The sequence below is a fragment of the Paenibacillus sp. QJM3NY_38 genome, from assembly GCF_056173265.1.
Genome location: NZ_CM149665.1, coordinates 6,514,754 through 6,535,000, shown reverse-complemented (window position 1 = coordinate 6,535,000; position 20,247 = coordinate 6,514,754). Strand labels below are relative to the sequence as shown.

Here is a 20,247-nt window from a genome sequence, read left to right as displayed (position 1 = left end):
TAAGATAAGTGACGAGGCCTCCGGTAGTTGATCGGAATGAACCTCGAAGCCATACTTCACTTTTGAAGTGAAATTATGGGGCTATAGCTCAGCTGGGAGAGCGCCTGCCTTGCACGCAGGAGGTCAGGGGTTCGATCCCCCTTGGCTCCACCATAAACTTTCATGTCACTTCCATAAATTGCAGGTTGAACTGCGAGATATCATGTGATATGATAATCTTCCGGTCGAAAGACTGGGGTTGATCCTTGAAAACTAGATAACGAAACGAATTTGCGCAATTAGAAATATCCTTTTAGCTGAACTTGTGTCAAGTGATTGATCAAGTTTAATAAAAAGTAGCGCGAAGGTTTTGGGATCATCGATCCTTTGGAAGTTTCGTTTCCACCTATTAACTCGTTTAGTAGATCAGGAAACAAACGGACAACAGAGCGATGAGCACAATAACCGGAGCAATTGGTTAAGCTACTAAGAGCACACGGAGGATGCCTAGGCGCTAGGAGCCGAAGAAGGACGTGGCGAACAACGATACTGCCTCGGGGAGCTGTAAGCAAGCTTCGATCCGGGGATGTCCGAATGGGGAAACCCAGCTAGTGTAATAGCTAGTTACCCGTATCTGAATACATAGGATGCGAGGAGGCATACCCAGGGAACTGAAACATCTAAGTACCTGGAGGAAGAGAAAACAAGAGTGATTCCGTCAGTAGCGGCGAGCGAACGCGGAACAGCCTAAACCAGAGAGCTTGCTCTCTGGGGTTGTGGGACGTCTCACATGGAGTTACAAAGGAATTTATTAGGCGAAGAGGTCTGGAAAGGCCCGCTATAAGAGGTAAAAGCCCTGTAGCCGAAAGTATATTCCCTCCGAGACGGATCCCGAGTAGTGCGGGGCACGTGAAACCCCGTATGAATCCAGCAGGACCATCTGCTAAGGCTAAATACTCCCTAGCGACCGATAGTGAAACAGTACCGTGAGGGAAAGGTGAAAAGCACCCCGGAAGGGGAGTGAAATAGATCCTGAAACCGTGTGCTTACAAGAAGTCAGAGCCCGATCTATGGGTGATGGCGTGCCTTTTGTAGAATGAACCGGCGAGTTACGTTCCCATGCAAGGTTAAGGCGAGAAGCCGTAGCCGCAGCGAAAGCGAGTCTGAATAGGGCGATATAGTATGTGGGCGTAGACCCGAAACCGTGTGATCTACCCCTGTCCAGGGTGAAGGTGCGGTAACACGCACTGGAGGCCCGAACCCACGTATGTTGAAAAATGCGGGGATGAGGTGGGGGTAGCGGAGAAATTCCAATCGAACTCGGAGATAGCTGGTTCTCCCCGAAATAGCTTTAGGGCTAGCCTCGGAATGAAGAGTCGTGGAGGTAGAGCACTGATTGGGTGCGGGGCCCGCAAGGGTTACCAAGCTCAGTCAAACTCCGAATGCCATAGACTTATATCCGGGAGTCAGACAGTGAGTGCTAAGATCCATTGTCAAAAGGGAAACAGCCCAGACCATCAGCTAAGGTCCCCAAGTGTGTGTTAAGTGGGAAAGGATGTGGAGTTGCACAGACAACCAGGATGTTGGCTTAGAAGCAGCCACCATTTAAAGAGTGCGTAATAGCTCACTGGTCGAGTGACTCTGCGCCGAAAATGTAACGGGGCTAAACACACCACCGAAGCTATGGCTTGATGCGTATGCATCAGGGGTAGGGGAGCGTTGTGTATGCGTTGAAGGTGTACCGTAAGGAGCGCTGGAGAGTACACAAGTGAGAATGCCGGTATGAGTAACGAAAAGATCAGTGAGAATCTGATCCGCCGAAAGCCCAAGGTTTCCTGAGGAAGGCTCGTCCGCTCAGGGTAAGTCGGGACCTAAGGTGAGGCCGAAAGGCGTAATCGAAGGACAACAGGTTGAAATTCCTGTACCACCGTAAACCGTTATGAACGATGGGGTGACGCAGGAGGGTAGTGACGCGGACTGATGGATGTCCGTCCAAGCAGTGAGGCTGATGTGTAGGCAAATCCGCACATCGATAAGGCTGGGCTGTGATGGGGAGTGAAAATTATAGTAGCGAAGGTCATGATCTCACACTGCCAAGAAAAGCCTCTAGTCAGGTGAAGGTGCCCGTACCGCAAACCGACACAGGTAGGCGAGAAGAGAATTCTAAGGCGCGCGGAAGAACTCTCGTTAAGGAACTCGGCAAAATGACCCCGTAACTTCGGGAGAAGGGGTGCCTCGGTAGGGTGAATAGCCCGAGGGGGCCGCAGTGAAAAGGCCCAAGCGACTGTTTAGCAAAAACACAGGTCTGTGCGAAGCCGTAAGGCGAAGTATACGGGCTGACGCCTGCCCGGTGCTGGAAGGTTAAGGGGAGCGGTTAGGGGTTAAACCCGAAGCTGTGAACCGAAGCCCCAGTAAACGGCGGCCGTAACTATAACGGTCCTAAGGTAGCGAAATTCCTTGTCAGGTAAATTCTGACCCGCACGAATGGCGTAACGACTTGGGCGCTGTCTCAACGAGAGATCCGGTGAAATTTTAATACCTGTGAAGATGCAGGTTACCCGCGACAAGACGGAAAGACCCCATGGAGCTTTACTGCAGCTTGATATTGGATTTGGGTACGATCTGTACAGGATAGGTGGGAGCCTTTGAAGCATGAGCGCCAGCTTGTGTGGAGGCGACGTTGGGATACCACCCTGATCGTATCTAGGTTCTAACCTGGTACCGTGATCCGGTACGGGGACAGTGTCAGGCGGGCAGTTTGACTGGGGCGGTCGCCTCCTAAAGAGTAACGGAGGCGCCCCAAGGTTCCCTCAGAATGGTTGGAAATCATTCGAAGAGTGCAAAGGCATAAGGGAGCTTGACTGCGAGACCTACAAGTCGAGCAGGGACGAAAGTCGGGCTTAGTGATCCGGTGGTACCGCATGGAAGGGCCATCGCTCAACGGATAAAAGCTACCCTGGGGATAACAGGCTTATCTCCCCCAAGAGTCCACATCGACGGGGAGGTTTGGCACCTCGATGTCGGCTCATCGCATCCTGGGGCTGAAGTAGGTCCCAAGGGTTGGGCTGTTCGCCCATTAAAGCGGTACGCGAGCTGGGTTCAGAACGTCGTGAGACAGTTCGGTCCCTATCTGTCGTGGGCGTAGGAAATTTGAGAGGAGCTGTCCTTAGTACGAGAGGACCGGGATGGACGTACCGCTGGTGCACCAGTTGTTCCGCCAGGAGCATGGCTGGGTAGCTACGTACGGACGGGATAAGCGCTGAAAGCATCTAAGCGTGAAGCCCCCCTCAAGATGAGATTTCCCAATTCGTAAGACCCCTTGAAGACGACGAGGTAGATAGGTTGGAGGTGGAAGTGCAGCAATGCATGGAGCTGACCAATACTAATCGGTCGAGGGCTTATCCAAAAATATTTCAATGTGCTGCAAAGATCGTTTCGTATCTAGTTTTCAGGTGATCAAGCATCTGAACCGTTTGGTGGCGATGGCGGAAGGGTTCCACGCGTTCCCATACCGAACACGACCGTTAAGCCTTCCAGCGCCGATGGTACTTGGACCGAAGGGTCCCGGGAGAGTAGGACGTCGCCAAGCGGATATATTCCCTGATAGCTCAGTTGGTAGAGCACTCGACTGTTAATCGAGTTGTCACAGGTTCGAGTCCTGTTCGGGGAGCCACTTGCTTCCATAGCTCAGTAGGTAGAGTGCATCCATGGTAAGGATGAGGTCACCGGTTCGATCCCGGTTGGAAGCTCCAGATTCGTTTTTGAATTGGACATGCATTATGAAATTGCGGCCCGTTGGTCAAGGGGTTAAGACACCTCCCTTTCACGGAGGTAACAGGGGTTCGAATCCCCTACGGGTCACCACTAATTTAATTGCATCAGGGGATGAGAATCCCGTCGGTTCGTCGGAGGATGTCCTTCGTAAGCAGAGGCTTCGCAGTCTCGAACGAAGTGAGAGTATCCCCTACGGGTCACCACTACTTTTTATTCCATATTGTATGGAGGCTTAGCTCAGCTGGGAGAGCATCTGCCTTACAAGCAGAGGGTCGGGGGTTCGATCCCCTCAGCCTCCACCATTTCGTGCATGATTCTAACGAGAATCAGCACAATAGAAGTATCTCATCGATTTTGGGGATTAGCCAAGCGGTAAGGCAACGGACTTTGACTCCGTCATGCATAGGTTCGAATCCTATATCCCCAGCCACTTTACCCCAAAAAGTGTAGTTACGCTTTGAAGGTGATTCCGAATACTTTTCGGGGGCCCTGAAATGCGAGCCATTAGCTCAGTTGGTAGAGCACCTGACTTTTAATCAGGGTGTCGAAGGTTCGAGTCCTTCATGGCTCACCATTGTTTCATCTTGTGCGCGTGTGGCGGAATTGGCAGACGCACTAGACTTAGGATCTAGCGTCTTTGACGTGGGGGTTCAAGTCCCTCCACGCGCACCATTTATGCGGACGTGGCTCAGCGGTAGAGCATCGCCTTGCCAAGGCGAGGGTCGCGGGTTCGATTCCCGTCGTCCGCTCCATTTGCGCCCTTAGCTCAGCTGGATAGAGCGTTTGACTACGAATCAAAAGGTCGGGAGTTCGAATCTCTCAGGGCGTGCCATTTTTCAAAAAAGATTAATATCGGGATGTAGCTCAGCTTGGTAGAGCACCTGGTTTGGGACCAGGGGGTCGCATGTTCAAATCGTGTCATCCCGATTTGTTTAAGAGTTAAGCCCCGCAAAAGTAATCGGATTATACTCCGAGATGTAGCATCTCTTTTGTGGGTTGATATGCGGGTGTAGTTCAATGGTAGAACTCCAGCCTTCCAAGCTGGTAGCGTGGGTTCGATTCCCATCACCCGCTCCATACATAAGCAGGACATCACCGTGTGTGATGTTTTTTTACATATTCATACGACTATCCTGCGAAGTGTTAATGTGCTAAAGAATATAGGCAGGTCAAGGTTTATAGGACTAATGTCCATGGTATATGGGTATATCAATATCATGAGTTTTGTCGATTTGGCTAATTTTTTCGCCTGGAAAATGCAGATTTTCATGCGCTTTTATTGTATGATGTTAGGAAGGCGTTACGTCCTATAGACAAACTGCTGAAACGGGTTGAGATGGGAGGAGTAGCATGACTGAACTTACAGTAACCGCAAAGAGCAATTCCAACAATCTGCTGCGGCGAGATGTACGGTTCCTTGGCAATATTCTTGGAGAAGTTCTTGTCCACCAAGGTGGCAATGAGCTTTTAGATATAGTTGAGAAAATTCGTGAAACGAGTAAATCGTTGCGATCCGTATTCTTGCCAGAATTGTTTGCAGATTTCAAAAGGATCATCAGCACATTGGAGCCCGACATTCGCCATCAGGTGATTCGCGCGTTTGCCATTTATTTTCAATTGGTTAATATCGCAGAGCAGAATCATCGCATTCGCCGCAAACGCGATTACGAGCGTTCCGCCGGGGAGAGTGTTCAACCGGGTTCCATTGAAAGTGCGGTCCAGGATTTGAAAGAGCGCAATATTACGTTTGAAGAAGTTCAAGAAATTCTCGAAAGTCTATCCCTTGAGCTGGTAATGACAGCTCATCCAACAGAAGCGATGCGTCGGGCTATTCTGGATATTCATAAACGGATAGCGGACGATGTGATGCAACTCGACAACCCGACACTGACATTCCGCGAACGAGAGCAGCTTCGGGAAAAACTACTGAATGAAGTGATTACGCTATGGCAAACCGACGAGCTTCGTGACCGTAAGCCGACGGTTCTTGATGAGGTCAGAAACGGTATGTATTATTTTCACGAGACTCTGTTTCACATTCTGCCAGAGGTTTATCAAGAACTGGAGCGCTGCCTAAGTAAATATTATCCGGGTCACCATTGGCACGTTCCAACCTATTTGCGTTTCGGTTCGTGGATCGGTGGCGATCGGGACGGAAATCCTTCAGTGACGGCGGACGTAACATGGAAAACGCTTGAAATGCAGCGGAAGCTAGCGATTCGTGAATACCAACGGATTTTGCGTGATTTCATGAAATACCTCAGCTTCAGCTCATCCATCGTGAGCGTTTCGGATGAATTGCTTCAATCCATTGAAAAAGACCGCGAGCATGTAACACTGAAGAAGATGGAAATTTGGCACAATGAGAAAGAGCCTTATCGTGTAAAACTGGTATATATGCTGGCTAAAATGAGTCATATTCTTGATGAGAACATGACGGGCAGCGAGCGTTATCAGTCCCCTGAGGAATTTATCGAGGACTTGAATATCATTGATCGAAGCTTGCGTTTCCATTTTGCTGACTATGTTGCAGACACGTATATTCAAAAACTGATTCGTCAGGCGGAGTTATTTGGCTTCCATACAGCAACGCTGGACATCAGACAGCATAGCCAAGAGCATGAAAATGCCATGGCCGAGATTCTTCGTAAAATGAATGTGACTCAGGATTATGCCCAGTTAAGTGAAGATGAGAAGATCGAGCTGCTTAATAACCTGCTTAATGATCCTCGTCCATTGACTACGCCTTATCAAGAGTACAGCGACAGTACCGAAGAATGTCTTGAAGTATATCGTACCGTATTCCGTGCGCAGCAGGAGTTCGGCGTGAAATGTATTTCAAGTTATTTGATCAGTATGTCCGAGGGCGCAAGCGACATTCTGGAAGTGATGGTATTTGCCAAAGAAGTCGGACTTTTCCGCAAGGACAATGATGGTTCTGTAATAGCTACTTTACAGGTTGCACCATTGTTTGAGACGATTGAAGACCTTCATGCCGCACCTGATATTATGCGTAAGCTCTTCAACCTGCCGATCTATCGGGAAGCGGTTAGCGCCATGAATGAGCTTCAGGAAATCATGCTGGGTTACTCCGACAGCAACAAGGACGGCGGTGCCATTACCGCGAACTGGGAGCTCCAGGTAGCACTCAAAGATATTACGGCTGTAGCCAATGAGTATGGCATCAAGGTGAAATACTTCCATGGACGCGGCGGATCGCTTGGACGCGGCGGTATGCCGCTGAACCGAAGCATTTTGGCTCAACCGGCATCAACGATTGCGGGTGGCATCAAAATCACGGAGCAAGGCGAGGTTATTTCTTCCCGTTACTCTTTGAAGGGAATTGCCTACCGCAGTTTGGACCAGGCGACTTCAGCACTTATAACGGCTTCTCTTAATGCCCGTTACCCTGAAAAAGAATCGACCGAAAAAGAGTGGGAAGAGATTTCCTCGAGCATATCGGCCGCTTCACAGAAGAAATATCAGGATCTGATCTTCCGTGATCCGGATTTCCTGAGCTTCTTCAAGGAATCCACGCCGCTTCCTGAAGTGGGAGAGCTGAATATCGGTTCCCGACCATCCAAGCGTAAGAACAGTGACCGTTTTGAGGACCTCAGAGCCATTCCTTGGGTGTTTGCTTGGACCCAGAGTCGTTACCTGCTCCCGGCATGGTACGCGGCTGGTACGGGCTTACAGAGCTTCTACCAGGGCAAGGAAGAGAATATGAAGGTGCTTCAGAAGATGTACACGAGCTATCCGTTCTTTACATCACTGATCGATACCCTTCAGATGGCTCTTGCCAAGGCTGATCTGATCATCGCCAAGGAGTATTCTTTGATGACGAAGGATGATCAAGCCCGCGAGCGTATCTTCGGTCTGATTCTGGATGAGTTCAACTTGACGAAAGAGCTTGTTCTTAAGATTACGGGACAACAGGATATTCTGGATAACCAGCCGGTCTTGCAGGAATCGATTCGACTCCGTAACCCTTACGTGGATCCGCTTAGCTATTTGCAGGTTCAATTGCTTAACGAGCTGCGCGAGCTGAGAGAGCAGGAGCAGGACAATCCGGATCTGCTTCGGGAAGTATTGCTGACCATCAACGGCATTGCGGCGGGGCTTCGTAATACAGGTTGATCCGTACAGGATGACAACGTTGTTTAAAAGGGATAGTATAAGGCGAGGTTCCCTAAAGGAACCTCGTTTTTTCATCTATAGCAGCATCATCCCTGATGATTAAAGTATCGGCTGCAGCAGGATTGTCTTTGATAGAGAATAGGGATTCTTTTTGAATTATTGTTGATTTTTAGAAACAGTTGAATTACGATTTGAATGATGCTTTTTAGACGTTACCCATCAGACCATTCTGGGGGAATTGTGGTGGACAATTTGGATGTAAGACTGGCGAAGCTGGCCCGAAAAGGGGACCAGAGAGCTTTTGCCGAAATCGTAGAGCTTTATAAAGACAAGATTTTTCATTTGGCTTACCGGATGCTGAGTAACCGCCATGAGGCTGAGGATGTCGTACAAGAGACTTTTTTGCGAGTATATAAAAACCTTGATCGATACGACGAGAATCAGAAGTTCTCAACTTGGATATACCGAATTGGTACAAATCTTAGCATTGATCGGCTGCGCAAGCGCAAGCCGTCTTTCTCGCTGGACGCCGAACTGAATGAAAGCGAAGGCATGGATGGCTACTCCTTGATCCCGAGCGATAATCGTACACCGGAGAGTGAAATGCTGCTATCCGAGACACAGCGTATTATTCATACGGCGATTGACGGACTTCCTGCCAAGTACAAGACAATCATGATTCTAAGGTACATTCAGGATTTATCTCTGCAGGAGATTAGCGAGATTTTGGACTTGCCTGTAACAACGATCAAAACGCGTGTACATCGTGGACGCGAATTTTTACGCAAAAAATTAGAGTACAAATTGTGAGGGGAAAACGCCTATCGCCGTTCTTTGAGGAAGAGAGATCGCGTTTAAGGGCGCTTTTTTCTTGCGGAGCCAGAAAGTTAGTCTCTGCAAATTTTTTTCTGACTTTCTTTTAAAAAAATTGAAACATCCCTGATTCCGGCACGTATGAACAATAAGCAAGTCTTATGCCCCTATGGGGAAGGGACCCAGCAAAGAGATTGAATGAAAGGATTGGCTCACAAATGGATTGCAAATTAGCCGTCTCTTTGATGCATGATTATCTGGATAATGACTTGTCCGACCCACAGCAGCTGGAATTGCAGCAACATTTGCGGGATTGTGCTGACTGTCGGAATTACTTCGAGAAGCTGGAGCATACCGATATGCTTCTTTATTCCTTAACTCATCATGCGACCAAGCCATCCGATGATTTAACGGAACGTATAATGGGCATGCTGCCGCAGCCCAAGAGACAAAAAGCTTGGGTCAAATGGGTTAGGAATCATCCTGCGCTCACGGCTGCAGCTTTGTTTTTGGTTGTCATGCTCTTCAGCACAATCAGTTTTTGGAGTCAGGATACTCAGCTGGTTGTAAAGAGTGACGAATTCGAAAAGCTGGTGATTGAAGGAGATACCGTCATTATTCCTCCGGATCAAATCATCACGGGAGATATTACAGTCGAGAACGGAAAGACGAAGGTCTACGGTCAAGTGAATGGCAATGTGACCGTCATTGACGGAGAATTATTTCAGGCTTCCACCTCACATATAGCAGGTCAAGTGAAGGACATAGATCGGGCGATGGACTGGATCTGGTACAAGATCTCCACTCTGTTTACAGATGCCGCTTACCGCTAGGTGAAACCTGAAGCCTACTGAATAAAAGCGCCTCTTTTCTGTGAAAAGACGGCGCTTCTTTTGTTGATTTTATGATCTTTTTCATGGAAAGCAGAGGGCGTCCGCTTGCATCGGAAAGATTAACGTTATAACCTAGAGAGTGTAGAGTACATACTACATATATAAGTCTCATGCGTTATTAAAAAGGAAGTTCAAAAAGTCCCCGTGTGATCCGAAGGAAAATGGAGAGCTGGTTCGGTGAAATCGAATCTTAGCATTCATTTTCGAGGAACCGGATTTTTTGGGCCCGCACTTAAAGGAAATGACGGGGGTTGCTGTATGGAGTATTTCACAGATATGACCTGGGGTGAAACCATTAAAGATATCATCGATATCCTTATCGTTACTTATATAATATACCAGATGATACTGCTCGTCCGCGGGACGCGGGCGGTCCAGCTACTCAAAGGGATTTTGGTGCTGGTGGTCATCTGGGCTCTCAGCACCTGGTTTGATCTGTATACGCTGAAGTGGCTGATGAATCAGATCTTTACATTTGGGGTGCTGGCGATCTTTATCATCTTCCAGCCGGAGCTCAGACGTGGTCTGGAGCAGCTCGGACGAGGCAAGCTGTTTGGGCGGACGGCGGATATTGACGAGGAGACCAATAAGTTAATCAGCGAAACCATTAAGGCGGTTAATTATTTGTCTCGGCGCAAAATAGGGGCTTTGATCGTCTTTGAGCGGACGACGGGCCTGAATGAATATGTAGAATCAGGAATTCCGATGAGATCGGTGATCAGCTCGGAATTGTTTATTAACATTTTTATACCGAACACGCCGCTCCATGACGGAGCTGTCATTATTCAGAACGGTCAAATTGCGGCGGCTGGCTGTTATTTACCGCTATCAGAGAATCCTTTTATCAGTAAGGAACTGGGAACAAGACACCGTGCCGCTATCGGAATCAGTGAGGTGGGGGATGCGATTTCGGTTGTCGTATCCGAGGAGACTGGGCAAGTATCGCTGGCCTTGAATGGACAGGTGGTTCGAGATATTAAGGAAGAGTCCCTCATCTCCAAATTGTATGAGGAGCTCAGGCCTGCCGCGTCCATTAAGGAGAAACGCACGTTCTTCTGGAAACGGAAGGGGGACGGCAGCAATGGATAAATGGATCAAGAACAACACGGCAAGCAAGCTCATTGCACTCGCTGTCAGTATTTTATTGTGGGCGATGGTTCATATGGACAGCGGAACGCCTGCACCGCCAACGACTTTTTATGATACCAAAGTCATTGAAGGCGTTGAGATTCAGACTTATGGATTTGATGACAGCGAATATGCGTTAACAGGGATTGATAAAGACCGTGTAAATCTCGAAGTTCGGGGAAAGAAATCCAATATTTCGCTTTTGACCGACGATTATAAGGTGAAGCTTGATTTGAGCAACGTCAAAGAACCGGGTACGCACACACTTCCGCTAACGCCCTCCATCCCGAGTGGCGTGGAGATGGTATCGATGGAGCCTTCGGTTGTTACGGTGACGGTAGAGGCGAGAGTGTCGAAATCCGTGACGGTAAGTATTGGAACCAAAGGCGAGCCTGCTAAAGATTACCGGGCCGGAACACCCGTGCTGATTGACCCAAGGCAAGTCACGGTTACCCTGCCTGAATCGTCAATGGCGAATCTGGGGCAGGTCAAAGGTAGTGTGGAGCTTGATGGTGCCAAAGAGAAGATTACGGAGAAACGAGTCAAGCTTACAGCATATGATAAAGAAGGCAACGCAATGGAAGATGCGGTCATTGAGCCTGCTACAGTAGCAGCTGAAGTGCCGATCGAGCCTGCTTTTGTCACCCTGCCGCTGGAGCTTCAATATACCGGACGGCTGCCGGAAGGGTTTGTCCTATCCAAGGTGGAACAGAAGGTAAAAGAAGTGAAGCTGTTTGGCAGTAAAGAGGCGCTGGCAGGAGCTGAGACCTATATTGAAGCTACGATCAATCTGGGAGAAGTTAGAAATTCGGGAACAACAGTGCTTACGGCCGACTTGACGCCGCCTGAAGGTTTTGAGAAAATCGAGCCGAGCTCTGTAACGGTGGATGTTACGGCGGTATCGCATGGTGAACGGGTGATTACGGGGATTCCGATAACGTTAAAAGGGGTTGCCACCGGCTTGGATGCTGTCATTTCGGATCCAAAGACGAAGACCATATCTTTAACGCTCACCGGAGCGCCGGACTTGCTCAATAGCCTGGAGCCGACGGATATCGGAGCTGAAGCGAATGCAACCGGTTTGAAAGCCGGCGTTCACGAAATTCCGCTGCAGATCACGCTTCCTAACTTTATTAACCGCACGGATTCGGAACGTCCTGTTGTTAAGGTAGAGCTCAAGGATAACTCCAAGCCCGTGACAACGGAGCCGGACACCTCGAAGAATGAGGGAATGGAAGACAAGCCGCCTGTTCCACCAGGAACGGGATCAGGAACAGGAACAGGCAATGATCAGGAGGAGGATCCGGAGACGCCTCCTACTCATGAAGACACGGATAACTCCGGATCAGGAGAAACCCCATCACATCCGCCGGGAGACGGATCGAATGATGGGACAACGGGGTCAGAAACGTCCAATGATGGATAATAACGAAGAGTAGATAAAGGAGTATATAAAACATGGGGAAATATTTTGGTACAGATGGAGTAAGAGGAGTTGCGAATCAAGAGCTGACTGCAGAAATGGCTTACAGCATCGGTCGCTGCGGCGGTTATGTGCTCACTGGCGATAAAGAGAAGCCAACTGTCATCATCGGCATGGATACTCGCGTATCGGGGGCTATGCTGGAGTCGGCTTTGATTGCAGGCCTGCTGTCAATCGGTGCACATGTCATTCGTCTGGGTGTCGTAAGTACACCAGCGGTGGCGTATATCACAAGACTTTTGAAAGCTGATGCGGGTGTTATGATCTCGGCTTCACATAACCCTGTACAAGATAACGGCATCAAGTTCTTCGGTGGAGACGGCTTCAAGCTGTCGGATGAGACAGAGCTTAAGATTGAAGAGCTGATGGATGCGGAAACGGATAATCTGCCGCGGCCAATCGGGGCTGATTTAGGTGAATTGCTGGTTGATAACGAATCGAAGTATAAATACCTGGAATATTTGAAAACGACGGTGAATAACCGGTTTGACGGCCTGAAAATCGTATTGGACTGTGCTAATGGCGCAGCTTATGAGCTGGCTCCAAAGCTTTTCCGTGAACTGGGTGCGGATGTGATTACCATCGGTGCTGAGCCGAATGGCCTGAATATCAATGATCACTGTGGATCGACTCACCCGGAGAAACTCGTCGAGGCTGTACTCGAGCATGGCGCTGACCTCGGTCTGGCTTTTGACGGAGATGCGGATCGCCTGATTGCCATTGACGCAAAAGGCGAGGAAGTAGACGGCGATTTCATTCTGTGCATTTGCGGTGATGCCATGAACCGTGCCGGCAAGCTGAAGGCAGGCACCATCGTTTCGACCGTTATGAGTAACATCGGTTTCTATAAGGCATGTGACAGCTTGAAGCTGAAAACCGCTAAAACTGCAGTCGGTGACCGCTACGTGATGGAAGAAATGCGCCGTGGCGGATATAACCTGGGTGGAGAGCAGTCAGGACACGTGATTTTCCTGGATCACAATACAACAGGGGATGGCATTCTGACGGGAATTCAATTGGTGGATACGTTGGTAGCCTCCGGCAAGCCTCTGCATGAGCTGAAGAGCAGCATGCGCAAGTACCCGCAAGTGCTGGTTAATGTTCGTGTTGGCGATAAGAGCAAGTACCAAGGCAATACCGTTATTGAGTCTGCGATTGCTGAAATCGAAGGCATTCTGGGGGATAATGGACGTGTCCTGGTTCGCCCATCGGGAACGGAATCCCTCATTCGCGTCATGGCCGAAGGCCCGGACAAAGAAGAGCTCGACCGTTACGTAACGCAGATTGCAGACGTGGTGAAGCGGGAATTGGCGTAAGACTAAGGGTGTATTTTTCAAGGAAAGCAGACTAATTTTTGTCAGGGCCAGTGAACTATGCAGATCCGGTTCACTGGCCTTCTGCTTTTCGATGAAGCCAGTCAATGAAAGCGCAACACCCCCTGTCCTGTCAGCAAAGAGTGTGAATTACGGCATTGCTTGAGAGGGTAGGCCATTCGATGCCATTCATGGGGTTAATTATACGCAGGGCTTGGAGCACCTAGGAAACAGCCGAGTTGCCAAAGTGATATAGCATGAATATAATAAAGGATGTCATTCAAGAATAGAAAGCGAGGATTGTGAGGTTGCTTCAAGCTTCATAAGCGCCAGAGCTTGTACCTGCGCGGGGATTGGTTATTGCTACGATAGGGATAACCAAACGGCAGAACGCAAGTTGACGAGGTAGAGGTGTTCGGATTATTCGGCGGGGACCTCTCGGTTATGCACCAACCGTAAGCGAATCACGGAAAAGGAATGGGCGACCGTTCTTACAACGGATTCGCAGGTGCTTCTTATTAGGAATTATACAAAACATGAATGTGCGATTTAGAACAGGGCAGCGCGGTGGAAGAAGAGTGCATTCATGTCTGTTCAACTTAGCAGCCGAAATCATGCTGGATCTTTGAACGTTGATAATTGAATAAATCATTCTTCTTTCCTGATACCGCACAGATGCTGCCGTGTTCTATTTCCGCCTACTATTATAGGGAAAAATCGAACGGAGGAATCATACTATGTGTGGTATTGTCGGATATATTGGAAATCAGAAAACGCAAGCGGTGTTGATCGAGGGATTGAGAAAGCTGGAGTATCGCGGATACGATTCAGCAGGGATTGCCGTGTTTACGAATGAAGGGCTGCGTGTGGCCAAAGCGCAAGGACGTCTTGCCAATCTGGAGGAGAGACTGGAGTCTGCCCCACTCGTGGGAACTGCAGGTATCGGTCATACCCGCTGGGCTACGCATGGCCGGCCGTCGGACGTGAATTCGCATCCGCATACAGATGAAAGCCAGAAGTTCTCCGTTGTTCATAACGGGATTGTTGAGAACTATCTGGAGCTGAAGGAAGAGCTGATCAGCCAAGGACACCACTTTGTTTCGGAGACCGATACCGAAGTTATCTCCCATCTCATTGCCCGTGAATATGACGGGGATATCGTTAAGGCCGTGCAGAAGGCGATCTCTTACATGAGAGGCGCATTTGCCCTTGGCGTTTTGACCGAGTATGAGCCGGATCGATTAGTGGCTGTGCGTCAAGCAAGCCCGCTTATTATTGGTCTTGGAGAAGGGGAGAACTTCATCGGTTCTGATATTCCGGCTATTTTGAAATATACGCGGAACGTATATATTCTCAACGATGGAGAGATGGCTCTGCTGACCGCAGATGCTGTCGAATTAATGACCATTGAGGGGAACTTTATTTCTCGGGAAATGATTCGTGTCGATTGGGATGCCGTTACAGCGGAAAAAGGCGGATTCGATCACTTCATGCTGAAGGAGATCCACGAGCAGCCAAAAGCATACCGGGATACCATGCTGGGCCGTGTAGATGAGAGCGGACGTAAAGTCGTTCTGCCTGAGCTGAAGCTGACACAGGAACAGATTAAGAACATTCGCAATGTTCAGATCGTCGCCTGCGGTACGGCTTACCATGCCGGACTTGTGGGACGCAGCGTGATTGAAGAGATGGTACGCATTCCGGTTGAGAATGACGTGGCGTCCGAGTATCGTTACCGTTCGCCAATCGTTACGCCAGAGACCTTGGTTATCGTTGTAAGCCAATCCGGTGAAACGGCAGATACCTTGGCAGCGCTTCGTGAAGCACAGAGCCATGGCGCTCATGTCCTGGCCATCACGAACGTAGTAGGCAGCTCGATTGCCCGTGAAGCGAACGATGTGCTTGGCACCCTGGCTGGACCGGAGATCGCCGTAGCATCTACGAAAGCCTATACTTCTCAGTTAATTGCGTTCTATCTGTTTGGTCTGTACCTGGCTCAAGTACGCGATACGATGACCGAAGACGCTGTGGCTGAAGTGATTGCAGCGATGGAAGCACTGCCTGAACAGGTAGAGTCCATGCTGACCAACGCAGAATCAATCAAGGGATATGCCGAGCAAATTGCGGAGCATGAGAACCTGTTCTTCATCGGTCGTGGTCAGGACTACGCCGTAGCACAAGAAGGGTCCCTGAAGCTCAAGGAGATCTCTTACATTCATTCCGAGGCTTATGCTGCCGGCGAACTGAAGCATGGTACGCTGGCCCTGATTGAAGAGGGAATTCCGGTTATTGCCTTGGCAACCCAGGAATCGGTTATGGAGAAAACGGTGAGTAATATCAAGGAAGTGAAGGCCCGCGGTGCAGAAGTGATGGCGATTACGCATGAAGAGCATGTGGCCGGCCTGCTGAAATCCGTTGATCAAGCCTTCGCCATTCCGAAGACCTTGCCGATCTTGACGGCAGCTTTGTCTGTCGTACCGTTGCAGCTGCTTGCCTACTACGCATCGCTTGCCCGTGGCAACGACGTCGATAAGCCGCGTAACCTGGCGAAGAGCGTGACGGTGGAGTAAGGTAGGGAGCGGACGACACACGACGTGAATGTGTTAAATATTCTTTGTAACTGAATAATACAGGTTGTAACTAATAAAAAAAGAATGTAACTGAAAAAAAAAGAATGTAACTATGATAAAAAAGTGTGGAGCCACACGAAGGATTATTCTTGCATTTAGAGGGGAACCAAGGAAGTAATTTCCGAGGCTACCCTCTTTTTCATTAATTTCGCGTAGAATTTGTTTAGCCTTCTGTTCGATGACAATATAGTTGTGAATTGTACATTAAAGATGTGAAATTTACATTATAATTATGAAGTAGTTTGATGGTCCCGTTAATGACTTTCGGGACCATTATTTTATGAAAAGCACTTTTACATCGTGCGTAAAATCAATTTTATCAGCACCATCGCCCGACTTGTAGAATTTATCTAGAGTTTGTAGATTTGAGGTTATCCATAACAATTGGTAGTACCTTGTTCCTAGGTGGGTAAATTTTATCGTTACCGAAGAAAACTGTTTTAACTAAGAAAACACATCTGTAGAAGCACGGAGAAAAGGAAGGATTATGAGATTTAAATAACTGATGTGATAAAATCGAAGATTGAAAGAGGGATTCGTGCTAACCTATTGATGTTACTGCAGCTAAGTCTATGCCCTTAAATACTAAAGAGCCTGTCGGTCAATCAAACCGACAGGCTTTTTACGTAGAAGATTGTCGTTCCTTTATTGATCTCAGCTATTGAGCACAAATTATCATATGATCAGACTGATGACATAGGAAAAGGTCTAATAAGAAGGGTTAAAACTGATTGCCGCGATCTTTAAAAATAGAGCATTGAAAAGATCGTGTAGTCTGAGAAAACAAGTTGCTTAAGGGGAATTTTTGTTCCGTAAACTGAACACAAATTGACTCTAACGTGACCCTATGTTGAACATCACATGGCTGATTTACAGTGGTACTTCTTATATGTTACACTTGATAATTTTCCTGCCTCAGAAGGCAATTTGCTTGAGAAGCTTTTATAAATTCACCTTAATTGATCGTGATTTATTATTCTCCGATAGCATATTGGAACATGCCATCCTCATATCCCTGATATCAAGCATATTTAAATGGTCGTCTTATTTAGTGTGCCGAAAGGTGGGATATGATTTGTCGGATCCTTTTGTAGTCAGGTCATTAGACGAAATACGTTTTTGGTCACGCATTATGAAAGAACATTCCTTATTTCTTCGACTAGGATTTAGATGTGAAGACACGCAGTTAATTAATGAGGCTAATCAATTTCATGCCATCTTTGAGGAGATTGAAAGAAGATCACATTCATATCAAGCAGATACTGATCCACAAACCATTCGACAGTTTAATTCAGAAGTTCACACTGCCGCTTCACACATTTGGGCATTTAAGAGAAAGGTACTTGGGCTTATACTAAGGTGCCAACTCCCTGGGGGAACAAATTTCCCTTTGCTTGTAGATCATGTTAGCCGAGAAGCAAATTACTTTAGAAATCGGTTAGAGGAACTCAATAGCGGGAGACTTGAACCATTACCTGATGCGATTATCGATGAAAATGTCTTTTTTCTTAAAATCATGGCTGACCATGCAAAATTTATAGGTCATCTGCTTGATCCATCCGAGCGAAAATTAGTGGAACAAGCAAGGGAGTTTAGCCAAGATTTTGATACGTTGATGTTTCAAGCCATTGACTTAAGTTCCATGCGTCCACAATCGCAAACCCATCCATTACTAAGTCAATTTGTTGATGAAAACCGCGTTTCAGTCAAATCATTGCGCGATTTTAAGAAGACTGCGCGCGACTTAATTGAAGAGTGTCGAATCAAAAGTATCATTCACCCTTTATTAGCAGATCACGTTTTTCGTGAAGCCGAACGATTCTTATTTATTCTTGACATGTTCGATCGGTCATTGTGTGGCATGAAGGTTAACAAGAAAGAAATCTTGTTTTAATGTAAGGGAAGCCATCATTACGTCGGTGTATCTGAACCAGCCCCAAGTGGCGTTCCACACGTCCATAATTATCATGCCCAAACTTCATCTAATGATCAACACAAGCACGTGATTAGAGGAACAACTGGTCCCGCCATTCCCTTGGAAGGCGTTTTTGCTGCGGCCGGTACGGTCGCCATTTTTTAAAAGCAGTATGTGAATGCCGAAAAGCGTAATAATATCGCAGAAATGCGTACATAAATCGATAGCAGTCGTCCATTCCTGGACGGCTTTTTTTATTTTCTAACAGGAGAGTGACGGTTATATGAAATGGATTGAATGGTTGGTCAGACTCACAGCGGGCAGCTCGCCACGAAATCGAGAGGAACGACGACATGGCCGGAAAAGGTAATAAGCTGCTGCGACTACGGTATAAGCCGAAACATCCAGATAAGTGTAAGAGGTGCGTATGGGGTGAGTGGACGGGGACGAATCATTTCTTCAGTAGACCGCGATGTGTGAAGAACCCCTCCCAATCCTATCCCTGCTACATTAGCACATTCTGATCATTATTGCCGTAATGTCCAGTCCAAGGCCGTCTGTGCTCATAAACTGTACCATTCTACAATGCAAGGAGGTAAATATCGGTGAGTTACGAAAAACCTTGTTACAGCGGATATGGGAATCCAGTAGGTACTGTCCTGGTATTATTTATTCTCTTGGTTATTATCTTGGGAACTTTTTGGATTTAATCACACAACGGCACGTAAAGAACATTGATTAAATTAATAAGAATTAACGCCTGTTGTGATGCATGCCAGACCCATGTATCATTCCCTTGGTTTGGGGGCGGTAGTTTATCGTCCCCCTTAAAGCTTTCCTAGACGATGGTTAGCTTATTCTGAATGTCAAAATACATAAGTGAATGGGATAGAGAGACAAGGGTCTAGAAAACAGCAGAGAAGGGCATAAGGTTTGCATGTGCTCCTGTTTGTTGTTCCTGCATACTTGAAAACCAACTCAACTCAATTCATTGAATAAAACAAAACGGAAGCTGTTAATTGTTGAGTTAAGGAAATTTTTTTTTGTTTCAGCCATTGTTTTTAGCATCCGAAATATACTAGACCCATAGAAAAAACGTTTCTCTAGACCCACATGATCCCTGCTTGGTAACATAATCTTCATGATTAATGTTATTCAATGAAAGGAGGGATCTCAAGTTGGATCAATTGAAATATGATAATTTAAAATTGGGTGAAAAGGGCGCGATTTTAAGCATCGCCGCATATATTCTATTATCATCCCTAAAGTTGTTCATCGGCTATACTGCAGATTCAGAAGCATTGAAGGCCGACGGGCTGAACAACGCGACAGATATTGTTGCATCTATTGCTGTATTAATTGGACTCCGACTTTCTCAACGTCCTGCTGACCGAGATCATACTTATGGTCACTGGAAGGCAGAAGGTATTGCTTCGTTAGTTGCATCTTTTATAATGATGGCGGTGGGTCTTCAAGTACTCTATGAAGCAGTAGGCGCAATTTTTGAAGGAAGGAAAGACTCCCCTGATTTAGTAGCAGCTTATACGGGTTTTTTTTGTGCGGCTGTTATGTATTTGGTCTATCGCTACAACAAAAAACTTGCCGAAAAGATTCGTAGTCAGGCGCTAATGGCTGCAGCGAAAGATAACATTTCAGATGCATGGGTAAGCATTGGTACAGTAATTGGAATCATCGGTTCTCAGTTTGGTTTACCTTGGATGGATCCTTTAACAGCTGTAATCGTGGGGTTCTTGATTTGTAAAACTGCTTGGGATATTTTTCGTGATACAACACATCATTTAACAGATGGCTATGATGAGAAAAAAATTGATTTATATAAGGAAACAGTTTTGGCTGTTAAAGGTGTGGAGGGTGTTAAAGACATTAGGGCCAGATCTTATGGCAGTAATACTAGTGTAGATATTATTCTATTTGTGGAAGCAGATTTAGATTTATTAAGGGCACATGAAATTTCGACTCGCGTAGAAAACGAATTGAAATTGGTACATGATATTTCATATGTACATGTCCATGTTGAACCTTCTATTGAAAACGAGGCTATTCAGAATAATAGGGAACTATAGTTTGCTATTGTTCCATTACACAAGTAAATAAATAGTATCAATTAATTTAGAAGCTTTTGGGACTAATATTAGTGAAAAAGGATGAGCTGATACAGCTT

The 20,247-nt window shown here is 47.2% G+C and carries 10 protein-coding genes, 12 tRNA genes, 2 rRNA genes and 1 pseudogene; all 25 read left to right on the top strand.

Annotation, left to right across the window (positions count from 1 at the left end; all coding sequences use genetic code 11):
• The first annotated feature begins 77 nt into the window (after positions 1 to 77).
• Positions 78 to 153 (top strand) — tRNA-Ala (locus AC0VZ8_RS30405).
• A gap of 302 nt (positions 154 to 455) precedes the next feature.
• Positions 456 to 3,385, top strand: a 23S ribosomal RNA gene (locus tag AC0VZ8_RS30400).
• Between the two features lie 66 nt (positions 3,386 to 3,451).
• Positions 3,452 to 3,568 (top strand): 5S ribosomal RNA (gene rrf / locus AC0VZ8_RS30395).
• 8 nt (positions 3,569 to 3,576) lie between these two features.
• A tRNA-Asn gene (locus tag AC0VZ8_RS30390) sits at positions 3,577 to 3,652 on the top strand.
• Positions 3,653 to 3,655: 3 nt separating this feature from the next.
• Positions 3,656 to 3,731 (top strand) — tRNA-Thr (locus tag AC0VZ8_RS30385).
• Positions 3,732 to 3,768: 37 nt separating this feature from the next.
• Positions 3,769 to 3,843, top strand: a tRNA-Glu gene (locus AC0VZ8_RS30380).
• 136 nt (positions 3,844 to 3,979) lie between these two features.
• A tRNA-Val gene (locus tag AC0VZ8_RS30375) sits at positions 3,980 to 4,055 on the top strand.
• 53 nt (positions 4,056 to 4,108) lie between these two features.
• Positions 4,109 to 4,183 (top strand) — tRNA-Gln (locus AC0VZ8_RS30370).
• Between the two features lie 68 nt (positions 4,184 to 4,251).
• A tRNA-Lys gene (locus AC0VZ8_RS30365) sits at positions 4,252 to 4,327 on the top strand.
• Positions 4,328 to 4,341: 14 nt separating this feature from the next.
• Positions 4,342 to 4,425, top strand: a tRNA-Leu gene (locus tag AC0VZ8_RS30360).
• A 5-nt stretch (positions 4,426 to 4,430) separates the two neighbouring features.
• A tRNA-Gly gene (locus tag AC0VZ8_RS30355) sits at positions 4,431 to 4,505 on the top strand.
• A 3-nt stretch (positions 4,506 to 4,508) separates the two neighbouring features.
• Positions 4,509 to 4,585 (top strand) — tRNA-Arg (locus tag AC0VZ8_RS30350).
• A gap of 21 nt (positions 4,586 to 4,606) precedes the next feature.
• A tRNA-Pro gene (locus AC0VZ8_RS30345) sits at positions 4,607 to 4,680 on the top strand.
• Positions 4,681 to 4,756: 76 nt separating this feature from the next.
• Positions 4,757 to 4,830: transfer RNA gene (locus AC0VZ8_RS30340), tRNA-Gly, on the top strand.
• 273 nt (positions 4,831 to 5,103) lie between these two features.
• Positions 5,104 to 7,890 (top strand): phosphoenolpyruvate carboxylase, encoded by a 2,787-nt coding sequence (gene ppc, locus AC0VZ8_RS30335; protein ID WP_071221878.1) that lies wholly within the window; start codon positions 5,104 to 5,106, stop codon positions 7,888 to 7,890.
• Positions 7,891 to 8,133: 243 nt separating this feature from the next.
• A complete protein-coding gene (sigW, locus tag AC0VZ8_RS30330) occupies positions 8,134 to 8,700 on the top strand; it encodes an RNA polymerase sigma factor SigW (RefSeq protein WP_071221879.1) in 567 nt (188 codons plus the stop codon).
• Between the two features lie 221 nt (positions 8,701 to 8,921).
• Positions 8,922 to 9,536: a zf-HC2 domain-containing protein gene (locus tag AC0VZ8_RS30325; RefSeq protein ID WP_071221880.1), complete on the top strand. Its 615-nt coding sequence runs from the start codon at positions 8,922 to 8,924 to the stop codon at positions 9,534 to 9,536.
• A 318-nt stretch (positions 9,537 to 9,854) separates the two neighbouring features.
• Positions 9,855 to 10,685, top strand: a complete 831-nt coding sequence (cdaA, locus tag AC0VZ8_RS30320; protein ID WP_071221881.1) for a diadenylate cyclase CdaA — start codon at positions 9,855 to 9,857, stop codon at positions 10,683 to 10,685.
• Positions 10,678 to 12,150, top strand: a complete 1,473-nt coding sequence (locus tag AC0VZ8_RS30315; protein WP_475485309.1) for a CdaR family protein — start codon at positions 10,678 to 10,680, stop codon at positions 12,148 to 12,150. Before cdaA ends, AC0VZ8_RS30315 begins: the two co-directional genes overlap by 8 nt.
• Positions 12,151 to 12,182: 32 nt before the next feature.
• Positions 12,183 to 13,523, top strand: coding sequence for a phosphoglucosamine mutase (glmM, locus tag AC0VZ8_RS30310; RefSeq protein ID WP_475485308.1), 1,341 nt, complete (start codon positions 12,183 to 12,185; stop codon positions 13,521 to 13,523).
• 734 nt (positions 13,524 to 14,257) lie between these two features.
• Entirely contained in the window at positions 14,258 to 16,090 is a 1,833-nt protein-coding gene (gene glmS / locus AC0VZ8_RS30305; RefSeq protein ID WP_475485307.1) for a glutamine--fructose-6-phosphate transaminase (isomerizing), read from the top strand.
• Positions 16,091 to 17,282: 1,192 nt separating this feature from the next.
• Positions 17,283 to 18,044 carry a DUF2935 domain-containing protein gene (locus AC0VZ8_RS30300; RefSeq protein ID WP_332295980.1) on the top strand — a complete coding sequence of 254 codons (762 nt, stop codon included), beginning with the start codon at positions 17,283 to 17,285 and terminating at the stop codon, positions 18,042 to 18,044.
• Positions 18,045 to 18,056: 12 nt separating this feature from the next.
• Positions 18,057 to 18,194, top strand: a pseudogene (locus AC0VZ8_RS30295) (YmaF family protein); the annotation flags it as partial.
• A 476-nt stretch (positions 18,195 to 18,670) separates the two neighbouring features.
• Positions 18,671 to 18,775, top strand: coding sequence for a YjcZ family sporulation protein (locus tag AC0VZ8_RS30290; RefSeq protein WP_411552377.1), 105 nt, complete (start codon positions 18,671 to 18,673; stop codon positions 18,773 to 18,775).
• A 468-nt stretch (positions 18,776 to 19,243) separates the two neighbouring features.
• On the top strand, positions 19,244 to 20,149 hold the full coding sequence (locus AC0VZ8_RS30285) for a cation diffusion facilitator family transporter (protein WP_332295969.1): 906 nt from the start codon (positions 19,244 to 19,246) through the stop codon (positions 20,147 to 20,149).
• The last annotated feature ends 98 nt before the right edge of the window (positions 20,150 to 20,247 follow it).